Source organism: Staphylococcus sp. SA22 (genome assembly GCF_054165785.1).
Map to the genome: position 1 here is coordinate 32,349 of NZ_JBSZQY010000013.1, position 16,576 is coordinate 48,924.

The window sequence follows — 16,576 nt, forward strand, 5'->3', positions numbered from 1 at the left end:
TTATCAAACAACATCGAAATTAACGCATACATCCCTGGTATCGGACATAACTTACAAGAACACAGTGTTGTACTTGTACGTGGTGGACGTGTAAAAGACTTACCAGGTGTGCGTTACCATATTGTGCGTGGAGCACTTGATACTTCAGGTGTTGACGGACGTAGACAAGGTCGTTCATTATACGGAACTAAGAAACCTAAAAACTAAGAATTTAGTTTTTAATTAAATCTTAAACTTAAAATATTTAATATAAGGAAGGGAGGATTTACATTATGCCTCGTAAAGGATCAGTACCTAAAAGAGACGTATTACCAGATCCAATTCATAACTCTAAGTTAGTAACTAAATTAATTAACAAAATTATGTTAGATGGTAAACGTGGAACAGCACAAAGAATTCTTTATTCAGCATTCGACCTAGTTGAACAACGCAGTGGTCGTGATGCATTAGAAGTATTCGAAGAAGCAATCAACAACATTATGCCAGTATTAGAAGTTAAAGCTCGTCGTGTAGGTGGTTCTAACTATCAAGTACCTGTAGAAGTTCGTCCAGAGCGTCGTACTACTTTAGGTTTACGTTGGTTAGTTAACTATGCACGTCTTCGTGGTGAAAAAACGATGGAAGATCGTTTAGCTAACGAAATTTTAGATGCAGCAAATAATACAGGTGGTGCCGTTAAGAAACGTGAGGACACTCACAAAATGGCTGAAGCAAACAAAGCATTTGCTCACTACCGTTGGTAAGATAAAAGCTTTTACCCTGAGTGTGTTCTATATTAATGAATTTTCATTAAGCGTTCATGCTTAGGGCATCGCCATATCTATCGTATTTATTCAGTAATATAAACTGGAAGGAGAAAAAATACATGGCTAGAGAATTTTCATTAGAAAAAACTCGTAATATCGGAATCATGGCTCACATTGATGCTGGTAAAACGACTACGACTGAACGTATTCTTTATTACACTGGCCGTATCCACAAAATTGGTGAAACACACGAAGGTGCTTCACAAATGGACTGGATGGAGCAAGAACAAGACCGTGGTATTACTATCACATCTGCTGCAACAACAGCAGCTTGGGAAGGTCACCGTGTAAACATTATCGATACACCTGGACACGTAGACTTCACTGTAGAAGTTGAACGTTCATTACGTGTACTTGACGGAGCAGTTACAGTACTTGATGCACAATCAGGTGTTGAACCTCAAACTGAAACAGTTTGGCGTCAGGCTACAACTTATGGTGTTCCACGTATCGTATTTGTAAACAAAATGGACAAATTAGGTGCTAACTTCGAATACTCTGTAAGTACATTACATGATCGTTTACAAGCTAACGCTGCTCCAATCCAATTACCAATTGGTGCGGAAGACGAATTCGAAGCAATCATTGACTTAGTTGAAATGAAATGTTTCAAATATACAAATGATTTAGGTACTGAAATTGAAGAAATTGAAATTCCTGAAGACCACTTAGATAGAGCTGAAGAAGCTCGTGCTAGCTTAATCGAAGCAGTTGCAGAAACTAGCGACGAATTAATGGAAAAATATCTTGGTGACGAAGAAATTTCAGTTTCTGAATTAAAAGAAGCTATCCGCCAAGCTACTACTAACGTAGAATTCTACCCAGTACTTTGTGGTACAGCTTTCAAAAACAAAGGTGTTCAATTAATGCTTGACGCTGTAATTGATTACTTACCTTCACCACTAGACGTTAAACCAATTATTGGTCACCGTGCTAGCAACCCTGAAGAAGAAGTAATCGCGAAAGCAGACGATTCAGCTGAATTCGCTGCATTAGCGTTCAAAGTTATGACTGACCCTTATGTTGGTAAATTAACATTCTTCCGTGTGTACTCAGGTACAATGACATCTGGTTCATACGTTAAGAACTCTACTAAAGGTAAACGTGAACGTGTAGGTCGTTTATTACAAATGCACGCTAACTCACGTCAAGAAATCGATACTGTATACTCTGGAGATATCGCTGCTGCGGTAGGTCTTAAAGATACAGGTACTGGTGATACTTTATGTGGTGAGAAAAATGACATTATCTTGGAATCAATGGAATTCCCAGAGCCAGTTATTCACTTATCAGTAGAGCCAAAATCTAAAGCTGACCAAGATAAAATGACTCAAGCTTTAGTTAAATTACAAGAAGAAGACCCAACATTCCATGCACACACTGACGAAGAAACTGGACAAGTTATCATCGGTGGTATGGGTGAGCTTCACTTAGACATCTTAGTAGACCGTATGAAGAAAGAATTCAACGTTGAATGTAACGTAGGTGCTCCAATGGTTTCATATCGTGAAACATTTAAATCATCTGCACAAGTTCAAGGTAAATTCTCTCGTCAATCTGGTGGTCGTGGTCAATACGGTGATGTTCACATTGAATTCACACCAAACGAAACAGGCGCAGGTTTCGAATTCGAAAACGCTATCGTTGGTGGTGTAGTTCCTCGTGAATACATTCCATCAGTAGAAGCTGGTCTTAAAGATGCTATGGAAAATGGTGTCTTAGCAGGTTATCCATTAATTGATGTTAAAGCTAAATTATATGATGGTTCATACCATGATGTCGATTCATCTGAAATGGCCTTCAAAATTGCTGCATCATTAGCACTTAAAGAAGCTGCTAAAAAATGTGATCCTGTAATCTTAGAACCAATGATGAAAGTAACTATTGAAATGCCTGAAGAGTATATGGGTGATATCATGGGTGACGTAACATCTCGTCGTGGACGTGTTGATGGTATGGAACCTCGTGGTAATGCACAAGTTGTTAATGCTTATGTACCACTTTCAGAAATGTTCGGTTATGCAACATCATTACGTTCAAACACTCAAGGTCGCGGTACTTACACTATGTACTTCGATCACTATGCTGAAGTTCCAAAATCAATCGCTGAAGATATTATCAAGAAAAATAAAGGTGAATAATATAACTTGTTTTGACTAGCTAGCCTAGGTTAAAATACAAGGTGAGCTTAAATGTAAGCTATCATCTTTATAGTTTGATTTTTTGGGGTGAATGCATTATAAAAGAATTGTAAAATTCTTTTTGCATCGCTATAAATAATTTCTCATGATGGTGAGAAACTATCATGAGAGATAAATTTAAATATTATTTTTAATTAGAATAGGAGAGATTTTATAATGGCAAAAGAAAAATTTGATCGTTCTAAAGAACATGCCAATATCGGTACTATCGGTCACGTTGACCATGGTAAAACAACATTAACAGCAGCAATCGCTACTGTATTAGCAAAAAATGGTGACTCAGTTGCACAATCATATGACATGATTGACAACGCTCCAGAAGAAAAAGAACGTGGTATCACAATCAATACTTCTCACATTGAGTACCAAACTGACAAACGTCACTACGCTCACGTTGACTGCCCAGGACACGCTGACTACGTTAAAAACATGATCACTGGTGCTGCTCAAATGGACGGCGGTATCTTAGTAGTATCTGCTGCTGACGGTCCAATGCCACAAACTCGTGAACACATTCTTTTATCACGTAACGTTGGTGTACCAGCATTAGTAGTATTCTTAAACAAAGTTGACATGGTTGACGATGAAGAACTATTAGAATTAGTAGAAATGGAAGTTCGTGACTTATTAAGCGAATATGACTTCCCAGGTGACGATGTACCTGTAATCGCTGGTTCAGCATTAAAAGCTTTAGAAGGCGATGCTCAATACGAAGAAAAAATATTAGAATTAATGGAAGCTGTAGATACTTACATTCCAACTCCAGAACGTGATTCTGACAAACCATTCATGATGCCAGTTGAGGACGTATTCTCAATCACTGGTCGTGGTACTGTTGCTACAGGCCGTGTTGAACGTGGTCAAATCAAAGTTGGTGAAGAAGTTGAAATCATCGGTTTACATGACACATCTAAAACAACTGTTACAGGTGTTGAAATGTTCCGTAAATTATTAGACTACGCTGAAGCTGGTGACAACATTGGTGCATTATTACGTGGTGTTGCTCGTGAAGACGTACAACGTGGTCAAGTATTAGCTGCTCCTGGTTCAATTACACCACATACTGAATTCAAAGCAGAAGTATACGTATTATCAAAAGACGAAGGTGGACGTCACACTCCATTCTTCTCAAACTATCGTCCACAATTCTATTTCCGTACTACTGACGTAACTGGTGTTGTTCACTTACCAGAAGGTACTGAAATGGTAATGCCTGGTGATAACGTTGAAATGACAGTAGAATTAATTGCTCCAATCGCGATTGAAGACGGTACTCGTTTCTCAATCCGTGAAGGTGGACGTACTGTAGGATCAGGCGTTGTTACTGAAATCATTAAATAATTTCTAATTTCTTAGATTTTATATAAAAAGAAGATCCCTCAATCGAGGGGTCTTTTTTTAATGTGTAAATTTTGTCATGGCTATTCGATTTAGAAGAACAATAATTGTTGAAAGATTGACTAATAAAACTTATAACTGATAATACAGTTTAAATAAAATTATTGAGCCTTGGACATTGTAAAATGCTCCTCTCAAAGTTTTCATTTTTTCAATGTCTACTTTGAAGGGAGCATTTCATTAGTTTATGTCTCAGATTCATGTCTTTCAATTAATATAAATGCTTAATTTGTTTTAAATACTTGCTCTAATTCAATGATTTTTAAAAATACAGCTACAGCGTATTTTAATGATTTTTCATCAATATCAAATTTGGGATTATGGTGTGGCGCTGTAATACCTTTACTTTCATTACCACAACCAGTCAGAAAGAATGCACCTGGTCGTACTTTCAAATAATGTGAAAAATCTTCTCCAATCATCATTAAATCTGATTCATTAAAGCGTACATGTATGTCATTTGTTGCTTCTTTAATAACTTGATATGCTTTCTCGTTGTTATGGACAGGCAAATACCCTTTAATATAATTCAAATCGTAGTTAATATCATTTGCTATTGCTAAACCTTGTAGTAGCTTATCCATTTTGTCCATTACATGATTCTGTATATCTGAATCGAAAGTTCTAACTGTACCTTTACAAAATGCTTGATCAGGAATAACGCTATCTGTGGTGCCTGCTTGAATCATTCCAAATGAAAGTACAGCTTGTTTAACTGGATCGATTGTACGTGAAATTATTTTTTGTGCGCTTAAAATGAACTCTGCCATGATCACTATTGGGTCAATGGTTTCATGAGGTTTGGCACCATGACCGCCACGACCTTTAATTGTGACACTGAATTCATCTGGAGAGGCCATGATTGCCCCAGCACGTGAATGAATAGTTCCAGTAGGATAACCACTCCATAAATGTGTACCGTAAATTCTATCTACATTTTCCAGACATCCAGCATCTATCATTTCTTGAGAACCACCTGGCATGATTTCTTCACCGTACTGGAATATTAATACAACATTACCTTCTAATAAATGTTTATGTTCATCTAAAATCTCTGCTACAGTAAGTAAAATTGCTGTATGACCATCATGCCCACACGCATGCATACATCCTGGATTTTTAGACTTATAAGGCACATCGTTTAATTCCTCGACAGGTAACGCATCAAAGTCAGCTCTTAATGCAATGGTAGGTCCTGTGCCCAAGCCTTTAAATGTGGCTTTGATACCATTGCGGCCGATAGGTGTTTCAATATCACAAGATAACTGGCTTAATTGGTTAACAATATAATCATGTGTTTGAAATTCTTTAAAAGATAACTCAGGATATTGGTGTAAATAACGTCTGAGTTGAATTGTTTTATTTTCTTTATTATTTGCTAGTTGGAACCAATCTAACACCCTTATCACTACTTTCTAAAATAATGTTTATAGTATAACATTTTATGAAATTATCGTACTAAATGATTGCTTTGAGATATTTTATCTATGAATGATAAGGCTTTCAAGTTATGTAGAATTACTGTATGATAAAGGTATTACCAAACAATACTTAAGGGGGATTATATACTGTGGTTCAATCATTACATGAGTTTTTAGAGGAAAATATAAATTATCTAAAAGAAAATGGTTTGTATAATGAAATAGATACAATTGAAGGTGCAAACGGACCAGAAATCAAAATCAATGGGAAATCATACATTAACTTATCTTCAAATAATTATTTAGGACTAGCAACAAATGAAGATTTGAAATCAGCTGCAAAAGCAGCTATTGATACACATGGTGTAGGTGCAGGCGCTGTTCGTACAATCAATGGTACATTAGATTTACACGACGAATTAGAACAAACACTAGCAAAATTTAAAGGAACAGAAGCTGCAATAGCTTATCAATCAGGATTTAATTGTAATATGGCTGCTATTTCGGCTGTTATGAATAAAAATGATGCTATTTTATCAGATGAGCTTAATCATGCATCAATTATTGATGGATGTCGCTTATCTAAAGCTAAAATTATTCGAGTTAACCATTCAGACATGGATGATTTACGTGCGAAAGCAAAAGAAGCAGTTGAATCAGGTCAATACAATAAAGTGATGTATATCACTGATGGCGTTTTTAGTATGGATGGTGATGTGGCTAAATTACCTGAAATTGTAGAAATTGCAGAAGAATTTGGTTTATTAACTTATGTTGACGACGCTCATGGTTCAGGTGTTATGGGTAAAGGCGCTGGTACGGTTAAACATTTTGGTTTACAAGATAAAATCGATTTCCAAATAGGTACGCTTTCTAAAGCGATTGGTGTCGTTGGCGGTTATGTAGCAGGTACAAAAGAGTTAATAGATTGGTTAAAAGCACAATCACGACCATTCTTATTCTCTACATCATTAGCACCTGGGGATACTAAAGCAATAACTGAAGCAGTTAAAAAGTTAATGGCTTCAACTGAATTACATGATAAATTATGGGACAATGCACAATATTTAAAAAACGGATTGTCAAAATTAGGATATGATACAGGTGAGTCAGAAACTCCAATTACACCAGTAATTATTGGTGATGAAAAAACAACTCAAGAATTTAGTAAGCGTTTAAAAGACGAAGGTGTCTATGTGAAATCTATCGTTTTTCCAACAGTACCAAGAGGTACAGGACGTGTAAGAAATATGCCTACAGCTGCACATACAAAAGACATGTTAGATGAAGCAATTGCGGCTTATGAAAAAGTAGGAAAAGAAATGAAGTTGATTTAATATTTATTCCCACGGCAAATATTGTCGTGGGCTTTTTTTAAATGTTTAGTTTATTAACAGTAAGTTCTTATAACAATGTTTAGTGTTATCAACCACTAAAGTTTGAATTTTAAAAGCATCTTGTAGAATTTAGTTGTATTTTTACAAAGAAATTCATTTTGATTATTTTTGATAATGAGCATTTTAATGGTAATACATGTTTATAGTGTGTAGTATATGTCTATACTAGTAGTAACTATATAGAGAAAGTAGGAATAAATTATGTCACAAGATGTAAATGAATTAAGTAAGCAACCAACGCCAGATAAAGCAGAAGATAACGCATTTTTCCCATCACCATATTCCCTTAGTCAATATACAGCACCTAAAACAGATTTTGATGGTGTTGAACACAAAGGTGCCTATAAAGATGGTAAATGGAAAGTATTGATGATTGCTGCTGAAGAGAGATATGTATTATTGGAAAATGGAAAAATGTTCTCTACGGGTAATCATCCTGTTGAAATGTTATTACCTTTACATCATTTAATGGAAGCAGGTTTTGACGTTGATGTTGCGACATTATCTGGTTATCCAGCTAAATTAGAATTATGGGCTATGCCAACTGAAGACGAGGCAGTTATAAGCACTTATAATAAATTGAAAGAAAAATTAAAACAGCCAAAAAAATTAGAAGATGTGATTAAAAATGAATTAGGACCTGATTCAGACTATTTATCTGTCTTTATCCCAGGTGGACACGCTGCAGTTGTTGGTATTTCTGAAAGCGAAGACGTTCAACAAACATTAGATTGGGCATTAGAAAATGACCGATTTATAGTTACATTATGTCATGGACCAGCAGCACTACTTTCAGCAGGGCTTAACAGAGAAAAATCTCCATTAGAAGGATACTCTGTTTGTGTCTTCCCTGACTCATTAGATGAAGGTGCAAATATTGAAATAGGTTATTTACCTGGACGCTTGAAATGGTTAGTTGCTGATTTATTAACTAAACAAGGATTAAAAGTAGTCAACGACGATATGACAGGAAGAACGTTAAAAGATCGCAAATTATTAACAGGTGACAGTCCTTTAGCTTCAAATGAGTTAGGAAAATTAGCAGTTAATGAAATGTTAAATGCAATACAAAATAAATAATTAAATATAAATTAGAGGAGCCTCATATGTAAATGTATGAGGGCTCTTTTTTTTGGCAAAATTTAAGTGATACTTGTAAAATAGAACCTATTATGAGTATGATTTAAGAAAGCGCTTGCAAAAATAATAACCGCAACTAGCGATATGGAGGAAACATGATGTCTTATAGCATTGGAATTGATTATGGAACTGCTTCAGGCCGTGTGTTTTTAATTAATACAACTAACGGTCAAGTAGTATCAAAATTTGTGAAACCATATACACATGGTGTCATTGAGAGTGAATTAAATGGTTTAAAAATACCACATACATATGCACTTCAAAATAGTAATGATTATTTAGAAATTATGGAAGAAGGAATATCATATATAGTACGTGAATCAAAAATAGATCCAGTCAATATAGTAGGTATTGGTATAGACTTTACTTCATCTACTATTGTTTTTACTGACGAAAACCTTAACCCGGTACATAATTTAAAACAATTTAAAAACAATCCACATGCGTATGTGAAACTTTGGAAACATCATGGTGCATATAAAGAAGCAGAGAAATTATATCAAACTGCTATTGAAAATAATAATAAGTGGTTAGGCCATTATGGATATAATGTTAGTAGTGAATGGATGATTCCCAAAATAATGGAGGTCATGAATAGGGCACCAGAAATTATGGAAAAAACGGCTTATATTATGGAAGCGGGCGATTGGATTGTAAATAAATTAACTAATAAAAATGTACGCTCGAATTGTGGATTAGGTTTCAAAGCATTTTGGGAAGAAGAAACAGGGTTTCATTATGATTTATTTGATAAAATAGACCCCAAATTATCAAAAGTAATTCAAGATAAAGTATCTGCACCGGTTGTTAATATTGGTGAAGCAGTAGGGAAACTGGACGATAAAATGGCACAGAAATTAGGATTATCAAAAGAGACTATGGTAAGTCCTTTTATTATTGATGCCCATGCTAGTTTATTAGGTATTGGGTCTGAAAAAGATAAAGAAATGACTATGGTGATGGGAACAAGCACATGCCATCTTATGTTAAATGAAAAGCAACATCAAGTGCCAGGTATATCAGGTTCAGTAAAAGGAGCAATCATTCCAGAATTATTTGCTTATGAAGCGGGACAATCAGCAGTAGGTGATTTGTTTGAGTATGTCGCTAAGCAAGCACCAAAGTCATATGTAGATGAAGCAGCAAATAGAAATATGACTGTATTTGAATTAATGAATGAAAAGATAAAACATCAAATGCCAGGTGAAAGTGGGCTCATTGCTCTCGATTGGCATAATGGAAATCGAAGTGTATTAAGTGATAGCAATTTAACAGGTTGTATCTTTGGATTAACTTTACAAACTAAGCATGAGGATATTTATAGAGCATATTTAGAAGCTACAGCATTTGGTACTAAGATGATTATGCAACAGTATCAAGATTGGCATATGGAAGTAGAAAAAGTATTTGCATGTGGCGGTATACCTAAAAAGAATGCTGTTATGATGGATATCTATGCGAATGTACTGAATAAAAAACTAATTGTTATGGATAGTGAGTATGCACCAGCAATAGGCGCAGCAATATTAGGTGCAGTCAGTGGTGGCGCACATAATTCAATTAATGACGCAGTTGATGCTATGAAAGAGCCAATTTTATACGAAATTAATCCAGAAGCGGAAAAAGTACAAAGGTATGAAACATTATTTAAAGCTTATAAGGCTTTACATGATATCCATGGTTATAAAAAAGCTAATATAATGAAAGATATCCAAAGGTTAAGAGTTGAGGGATAAAAAATTTAATTTGACAGTAATTAGTAATATTCAACGCTATAAATTACTAAAATCAATTAATACAGCTAGAATTTTCATTTACAGAAATATCAGCAACATGTACATGTCATATATACAAGAAAGCGCTTTTATATTATAATTATTATGAAAATGAATATTATGTCCGCTTGTGATGGACTATGGTTATATAGAAGAGACAAAGGAGATATTTCTATGAAAAAAATTATGATTACTGGTGCATTAGGACAAATTGGTACAGAATTAGTTGTTAAGTGCAGAGAGATTTATGGGACAGATAATGTTCTTGCTACAGATATTAGGGAACCTGAAGCAGACTCACCTGTACAAAATGGACCATTTGAAATCTTAGACGTAACAGATCGTGACCGCATGTTTGAGTTAGTTAGGGACTTTGAAACGGATAGTCTAATGCATATGGCAGCATTATTATCAGCAACTGCTGAGAAAAATCCAATTCTTGCTTGGGATTTAAATATGGGTGGATTAATGAATGCATTAGAAGCTGCAAGAACTTATAATTTGCACTTTTTCACACCAAGTTCAATTGGTGCATTTGGAGACTCAACTCCTAAAGTTAATACGCCACAAGTAACGATTCAGCAACCTACGACAATGTATGGTGTAAATAAAGTAGCTGGAGAATTATTGTGTCAATACTATTTCAAACGTTTTGGTGTAGATACAAGAAGTGTTAGATTCCCAGGTTTAATCTCGCATGTTAAAGAGCCAGGTGGTGGTACTACAGACTATGCTGTTGAAATATACTTCAAAGCAGTAAGAGAAGGTCATTATACAAGCTTCATAGATAAAGGCACGTATATGGATATGATGTATATGGATGATGCAATTGAAGCAATTATTAAGCTTATGGAAGCAGACGACGCTAAATTAGAAACTAGAAATGGTTATAATTTGAGCGCAATGAGTTTTGATCCAGAGATGGTAAAAGAAGCAATTCAAGAATACTATCCAAATTTTACATTAGATTATGATGTTGATCCTATTAGACAAGGTATCGCTAATAGTTGGCCGGATTCTATTGATACAAGCTGTTCACGTGGCGAATGGGGATTTGATCCTAAATATGATTTAGCGAGCATGACTAAATTAATGTTAGAAGCTATTGAACAAAAAGATACTGTTAAAAATAATAACTAATCATTTCCATTCACTTTAATACACGGAATGATATTTTAAATTACTCTTTATTTTAATAAACTAGTACATGAATTCTAATATTATTCATTATATGTATTGAATTCGCGAGCTTAGTTCATTTTAAAGTAAAGAGTTTTTTGTATGGAAAGTATATTAGTAAAACACAGATTACTTGTCTCTGTGAAATTAATACGTTTATACTAAAAGATATAGTCTTTCTAGAAAATCTGTTAATTAATTTTGAATTTTTAGAAAATTTATTGAACAGCAAAATATGGATTGTTATAATTTAAGTTAAACAAATTCTTATACAATATTATTAGGAGGCAATCACCATGTCACAAGCAGTTAAAGTTGAACGACGAGAAACATTAAAACAAAAACCAAATACATCTCAACTAGGTTTTGGTAAATATTTTACTGATTATATGTTGAGTTATGATTATGATGCAGATAAAGGATGGCATGATTTGAAGATAGTACCTTATGGTCCTATTGAAATTTCACCTGCTGCACAAGGTGTTCATTATGGTCAATCGGTATTCGAAGGATTAAAAGCATATAAAAGAGATGGGGAAGTTGCACTTTTCCGTCCTGAAGAAAATTTTAAGCGTCTTAATAACTCGTTAGCACGATTAGAAATGCCTCAAGTAGACGAAGCAGAATTGTTAGAGGGGCTAAAACAATTAGTTGATATAGAGAGAGATTGGATTCCTGAAGGGGAAGGTCAATCATTATATATTCGTCCATTTGTTTTTGCAACAGAAGGGGCACTTGGCGTTGGTGCATCACATCAGTATAAATTATTAATTATTTTATCTCCTTCAGGTGCATATTATGGTGGTGAAACTTTAAAACCAACTAAAATCTATGTAGAAGATGAATATGTGCGTGCTGTTCGTGGCGGTGTAGGCTTTGCGAAAGTTGCAGGTAACTATGCGGCAAGTTTATTAGCACAAACTAATGCAAATAAATTAGGTTATGACCAAGTATTATGGCTTGATGGTGTTGAACAGAAATATATCGAAGAAGTTGGTAGCATGAACATTTTCTTCGTTGAAAATGGCAAAGTAATTACACCAGAGTTGAATGGCAGTATTTTACCTGGTATTACACGTAAATCTATTATCGAATTAGCTAAAAACTTAGGATATGAAGTCGAAGAGCGCCGCGTTTCAATCGATGAATTATTCGAATCATATGATAAAGGTGAGTTAACAGAAGTATTTGGTAGTGGTACTGCAGCAGTTATTTCACCTGTGGGTACATTGAGATACGAAGATCGTGAAATCGTTATTAATAATAATGAGACTGGTGAAATTACTCAAAAATTATACGACATCTATACTGGTATTCAAAATGGTACTTTAGAAGATAAAAATGGTTGGAGAGTCGTTGTACCAAAATATTAATAAAAATTGAATATGATCATGAAAACAATATGTAAAAGTTAATCATGACTAAAATCCCTTTCAATAAAGCGAAGCATGGTAATAAATTAAGTTTACAATGTTTATTGTTAAGTATTGAAGGGGATTTCACTTATTATTATATTTAATTCAATATTTAAAAAGAACAATACTACGAGTTCATTTCAGGGAAATAACGAACATCATAGAATCAGCATAATACGAAATAAATAAATAGGAGTATTGATATTAATGGAATGGATATTATTTGATAAAGATGGTACGTTAATTGAATTTGATAGAAGTTGGGAAAAAATAGGGGTACGATTTGTACAATCATTGCTTGAGACTTTCCCAGTACATAATAAAGAAGCTACTTTAAGACAACTCGGTGTCATTAAAGAATCTATTGATCCAAAATCAGTGATGGGTTCAGGATCTTTACAACAAATTATTCAGGCATTTAATGATGTGACGGGACAAGATACAACCGACTGGTCCAAGTCAACAAGTCAAAAGTTGGTAGATGAACGTATTCCTGAAATTAATTGGGTAGAAGGTGTTAAAGAAGCACTTATCGATTTGAAAGCAAAAGGCTATCAACTAGGTATTGTTACGAGTGATACTAAAAAAGGTGTAGAACAATTTTTAGCACATACCAATGCTACCTCGTTGTTCGATTTGATCATTTCTACCGAAGCGGATGCCTATGAGAAGCCAAATCCTAAAGTATTATCGCCTTTATTTGAGCAATATAATGTAGATCCTCAGAAAGTAGCTATAGTAGGAGACACTGCTAATGATATGAAGACAGCAAGTAATGCAAATTTAGGTATGGCAATAGGTGTATTAACAGGTATTGCAACAAAAGAAGAATTACATGAAGCTGATATTATTTTAAATAGTGCGGCAGATATTTTAGAAGCTTTAAATTAAAAAGAAAGACATAGTGTATATGTGAATTAATGTATTCGATAGAATTGATAAAATAATCGATGATTTCTATGGAAGTTACATTGAATTAAAGCACATACACTATGTCTTTAGTCTTTTATCGTGTATCTACTTGTCGATACGTTTTTATAATACGAGCGATTTTATCAATCATAGGATTTAAAGAATCAGGATCTTTGTGTATATCATATTCATTAATGTTGATACGTACAACTGGACATGCATTAAAGCTGTTAATCCAATCGTCATAACGTTTAAATAACTTTTTCCAATATTCAGGATCAGTATTTATTTCCATTTCGCGACCACGTTCAATAATACGATCAATGACCTCGTCATAATTACATTCTAAATAAATCATTACATCAGGTTTAGGAAAATAAGGTGTCATGACCATGGCATTAAATAAGTCTGAATATGTTTTGAAATCTTCTTTACTCATTGTGCCTTCTTCTTCATGCATTTTTGCAAAAATATCAACATCTTCATAAATTGATCGATCTTGGACAAAGCCACCACCATATTCAAACATACGCTTTTGTTCTTTAAAACGTTCAGCTAAGAAGTAAATTTGCAAATGGAAACTCCATCGTTCAAAATCGCTGTAAAATTTATCTAAATATGGATTATGTTCGACATTTTCAAAAGACGTTTTAAAGTTTAATTTATCTGCAAGTGCTTGCGTTAGTGTTGATTTTCCAACACCAACTGTACCTGCAATGGTTATAATGGCATTTTGTGGAATACCGTAATTATTCATTGGTAATATCTCCTATCATAGGTAATATAATATGTAATATATCTTCGTAATCTTGTTCATTTTTTAGAAAATCAATAGAAGTTGTATCGATTAAAACTACATTTGAACCATTACTTTGTAAGGACTCATAATACTCACGATAATCTTTTTTTAACTTTAACAGATATTCATCTTCTATTTGATGCTCAAAACTACGGTTACGTTTAGCAATTCTAGATTTTAACACATCAAGGTCTGCATCTAAAAAGATAATCATATTCGGCATAATCATATCTTCAGTTAAAATATCATAAATTTTACTGAATTTCTGAAATTCAACAGAACTCAAAGTATTTTTAGCAAATATCTTATTTTTATGTATATGATAATCACTAACTACACCTTGATTTAGTTGTGTTACATCTTGAAATTGCTTATATCTATTGCATAAAAAGAACATTTCAGTTTGAAAACTCCATTTAGAGATATCTTCATAAAAGTCTGATAAAAATGGATTTTCTGTGATGATTTCTTTTTCTTCATAAAAATCTAAAGTTTGACTTAATTTGTGTGCAAGTGAAGATTTACCTACGCCAATAGGACCTTCAATTGCTATAAAAGGTTTGTTCATATTCACATCTCCAAATGTTAAAATAGACATTGAGTATTGTACCATAAGTGAGGTATCTGGACATAAATGACAAATGATATATATTTTATGACATTAGCGATTGAAGAAGCTAAAAAAGCAGCTCAACTAGGCGAAGTACCTATAGGTGCTATCATCACTAAAGATGATGAAGTTATCGCTAGAGCACATAATTTAAGAGAAACACTACAACAACCAACGGCCCATGCTGAACATATTGCAATTGAACGTGCAGCCAAAGTGTTAGGTAGTTGGCGTTTAGAAGGTTGCACATTATATGTAACCTTAGAACCATGTGTCATGTGCGCAGGAACAATTGTAATGAGTCGCATTCCAAGAGTCGTCTATGGCGCAGATGATCCTAAAGGTGGTTGTAGTGGCAGTTTAATGAATTTATTGCAACAATCTAATTTTAATCATCGTGCAATTGTTGATAAAGGTGTACTTAAAGAAGTATGTAGCACATTATTAACAACATTTTTTAAAAACTTAAGAGCCAATAAGAAATCCACCAATTAGACGATAGTACATACTAATTAAAATTTGTTAGAATTACATTATATGATAAATTAATGACAATATAAATGTTAATAGAAAAGTATGTGCGCTGAGTATATATTCTTATTTAAGAACAAGATTTTAAATTTACGAAACGAGGTAACATAATGATAAAACTAATAGCCACTGATATGGATGGCACGCTACTTAATGCGGCACATGAAATTTCTCAACCTAATATTGATGCGATTAAATACGCTCAAGAACAAGGGATAACGGTTGTTATCGCGACAGGTCGAGCATTTTATGAAGCACAAGCACCAGTTGCTGACACAGATTTAACAGTACCATATATTTGTTTGAATGGTGCTGAAGTACGTGATGAAACTTTCAATGTAATGAGCACTTCACACCTTAATAAATCGTTAGTACACAAAATTACAAATGTTTTAAAAGATGCAGGTATTTATTATCAAGTATACACGAGTCGTGCGATTTATACTGAAGATCCACAAAGAGATTTAGACATTTACATAGATATTGCTGAGCGTGCAGGTCAACACGCAAACGTTGAGCGTATTAAAAATGGTATTCAAAGACGCATAGATAATGGTACGTTGAAAGTTGTTGATAATTATGATGCTATTGAAAACATACCTGGTGAATTAATTATGAAAATATTAGCATTTGATGGAAATTTAGAAAAAATTGACAAAGCTAGTAAAATTTTAGCTGAATCTCCGAATTTAGCTATATCATCATCTTCGAGAGGAAATATAGAAATAACGCATTCAGATGCACAAAAAGGTATTGCGCTAGAAACAATTGCCGAAAGATTAGGGATTGAAATGAAAGATGTCATGGCAATAGGTGACAATTTAAATGACTTATCAATGTTAGAGAAAGTTGGCTATCCAGTTGCGATGGAAAATGGTGCAGAAGAAGTTAAAAAAATAGCGAAATATGTCACAGATACTAATGAAAATAGTGGTGTTGGTAAAGCTATTATGAAATTATTACGTGAACAACAAGTTTAATAAAAAAGAGGG

Annotated in this window: 15 protein-coding genes; 12 read left to right on the forward strand and 3 right to left on the reverse strand. The window is 33.9% G+C overall.

Features of this window, described 5'->3' with window-relative positions; translation table 11 throughout:
- The 4 genes from rpsL to tuf form a co-directional block, all read left to right on the forward strand.
- Positions 1-207: 30S ribosomal protein S12 (gene rpsL / locus ACXQH5_RS10835; protein ID WP_256732301.1), on the forward strand; the 207-nt coding region annotated here is incomplete at its 5' end.
- 65 nt (positions 208-272) lie between these two features.
- Positions 273-743: a 30S ribosomal protein S7 gene (rpsG, locus tag ACXQH5_RS10840; protein ID WP_001137495.1), complete on the forward strand. Its 471-nt coding sequence runs from the start codon at positions 273-275 to the stop codon at positions 741-743.
- 122 nt (positions 744-865) lie between these two features.
- The gene (gene fusA, locus ACXQH5_RS10845; protein WP_000090315.1) at positions 866-2,947 is read left to right on the forward strand and encodes an elongation factor G; all 2,082 of its coding nucleotides are present in this window, start codon (positions 866-868) and stop codon (positions 2,945-2,947) included.
- A gap of 216 nt (positions 2,948-3,163) precedes the next feature.
- Positions 3,164-4,348 carry an elongation factor Tu gene (gene tuf, locus ACXQH5_RS10850; protein ID WP_001040568.1) on the forward strand — a complete coding sequence of 395 codons (1,185 nt, stop codon included), beginning with the start codon at positions 3,164-3,166 and terminating at the stop codon, positions 4,346-4,348.
- Positions 4,349-4,629: 281 nt separating this feature from the next.
- On the opposite strand, the gene ACXQH5_RS10855 is transcribed toward tuf, so the two are convergent.
- Positions 4,630-5,805, reverse strand: a complete 1,176-nt coding sequence (locus ACXQH5_RS10855) for a M20 family metallopeptidase (protein WP_000887930.1) — start codon at positions 5,803-5,805, stop codon at positions 4,630-4,632.
- Positions 5,806-5,975: 170 nt separating this feature from the next.
- On the opposite strand from ACXQH5_RS10855, the gene ACXQH5_RS10860 reads away from it, so the two are divergent.
- From ACXQH5_RS10860 to ACXQH5_RS10885, 6 genes are all read left to right on the forward strand, one after another.
- Entirely contained in the window at positions 5,976-7,163 is a 1,188-nt protein-coding gene (locus ACXQH5_RS10860) for a glycine C-acetyltransferase (RefSeq protein WP_000250828.1), read from the forward strand.
- A 261-nt stretch (positions 7,164-7,424) separates the two neighbouring features.
- Positions 7,425-8,303 carry a glyoxalase III HchA gene (gene hchA, locus ACXQH5_RS10865; protein WP_000076400.1) on the forward strand — a complete coding sequence of 293 codons (879 nt, stop codon included), beginning with the start codon at positions 7,425-7,427 and terminating at the stop codon, positions 8,301-8,303.
- Between the two features lie 158 nt (positions 8,304-8,461).
- Positions 8,462-10,099 (forward strand): ribulokinase, encoded by a 1,638-nt coding sequence (locus ACXQH5_RS10870; RefSeq protein ID WP_000122356.1) that lies wholly within the window; start codon positions 8,462-8,464, stop codon positions 10,097-10,099.
- A 213-nt stretch (positions 10,100-10,312) separates the two neighbouring features.
- Entirely contained in the window at positions 10,313-11,278 is a 966-nt protein-coding gene (locus ACXQH5_RS10875; RefSeq protein WP_000723307.1) for an NAD-dependent epimerase/dehydratase family protein, read from the forward strand.
- A 335-nt stretch (positions 11,279-11,613) separates the two neighbouring features.
- On the forward strand, positions 11,614-12,690 hold the full coding sequence (locus ACXQH5_RS10880) for a branched-chain amino acid aminotransferase (RefSeq protein WP_000076035.1): 1,077 nt from the start codon (positions 11,614-11,616) through the stop codon (positions 12,688-12,690).
- A 249-nt stretch (positions 12,691-12,939) separates the two neighbouring features.
- A complete protein-coding gene (locus ACXQH5_RS10885) occupies positions 12,940-13,623 on the forward strand; it encodes an HAD family hydrolase (protein ID WP_000454788.1) in 684 nt (227 codons plus the stop codon).
- 115 nt (positions 13,624-13,738) lie between these two features.
- Here the strand turns inward: ACXQH5_RS10885 and ACXQH5_RS10890 are convergent, their stop codons facing one another.
- Entirely contained in the window at positions 13,739-14,401 is a 663-nt protein-coding gene (locus tag ACXQH5_RS10890; RefSeq protein ID WP_001067259.1) for a deoxynucleoside kinase, read from the reverse strand.
- Positions 14,394-15,011, reverse strand: coding sequence for a deoxynucleoside kinase (locus ACXQH5_RS10895; protein WP_001039519.1), 618 nt, complete (start codon positions 15,009-15,011; stop codon positions 14,394-14,396). The genes ACXQH5_RS10890 and ACXQH5_RS10895 overlap by 8 nt, the downstream gene beginning before the upstream one ends.
- A 66-nt stretch (positions 15,012-15,077) precedes the next feature.
- On the opposite strand from ACXQH5_RS10895, the gene tadA reads away from it, so the two are divergent.
- The gene (tadA, locus tag ACXQH5_RS10900; RefSeq protein WP_000180282.1) at positions 15,078-15,548 is read left to right on the forward strand and encodes a tRNA adenosine(34) deaminase TadA; all 471 of its coding nucleotides are present in this window, start codon (positions 15,078-15,080) and stop codon (positions 15,546-15,548) included.
- A gap of 146 nt (positions 15,549-15,694) precedes the next feature.
- Positions 15,695-16,564 (forward strand): Cof-type HAD-IIB family hydrolase, encoded by an 870-nt coding sequence (locus tag ACXQH5_RS10905; protein WP_000593361.1) that lies wholly within the window; start codon positions 15,695-15,697, stop codon positions 16,562-16,564.
- Positions 16,565-16,576 lie beyond the last annotated feature (12 nt).

What these genes read in the sequence shown, in the direction of transcription:
- rpsG (WP_001137495.1), top strand. Translation starts at nt 273, where the DNA reads ATGCCTCGTAAAGGATCAGTACCTAAAAGAGACGTATTACCAGATCCA.
- fusA (WP_000090315.1), top strand. Translation starts at nt 866, where the DNA reads ATGGCTAGAGAATTTTCATTAGAAAAAACTCGTAATATCGGAATCATG.
- tuf (WP_001040568.1), top strand. Translation starts at nt 3,164, where the DNA reads ATGGCAAAAGAAAAATTTGATCGTTCTAAAGAACATGCCAATATCGGT.
- hchA (WP_000076400.1), top strand. Translation starts at nt 7,425, where the DNA reads ATGTCACAAGATGTAAATGAATTAAGTAAGCAACCAACGCCAGATAAA.
- ACXQH5_RS10870 (WP_000122356.1), top strand. Translation starts at nt 8,462, where the DNA reads ATGTCTTATAGCATTGGAATTGATTATGGAACTGCTTCAGGCCGTGTG.
- ACXQH5_RS10875 (WP_000723307.1), top strand. Translation starts at nt 10,313, where the DNA reads ATGAAAAAAATTATGATTACTGGTGCATTAGGACAAATTGGTACAGAA.
- ACXQH5_RS10880 (WP_000076035.1), top strand. Translation starts at nt 11,614, where the DNA reads ATGTCACAAGCAGTTAAAGTTGAACGACGAGAAACATTAAAACAAAAA.
- ACXQH5_RS10885 (WP_000454788.1), top strand. Translation starts at nt 12,940, where the DNA reads ATGGAATGGATATTATTTGATAAAGATGGTACGTTAATTGAATTTGAT.
- ACXQH5_RS10890 (WP_001067259.1), bottom strand. Translation starts at nt 14,401, where the DNA reads ATGAATAATTACGGTATTCCACAAAATGCCATTATAACCATTGCAGGT.
- ACXQH5_RS10895 (WP_001039519.1), bottom strand. Translation starts at nt 15,011, where the DNA reads ATGAACAAACCTTTTATAGCAATTGAAGGTCCTATTGGCGTAGGTAAA.
- tadA (WP_000180282.1), top strand. Translation starts at nt 15,078, where the DNA reads ATGACAAATGATATATATTTTATGACATTAGCGATTGAAGAAGCTAAA.
- ACXQH5_RS10905 (WP_000593361.1), top strand. Translation starts at nt 15,695, where the DNA reads ATGATAAAACTAATAGCCACTGATATGGATGGCACGCTACTTAATGCG.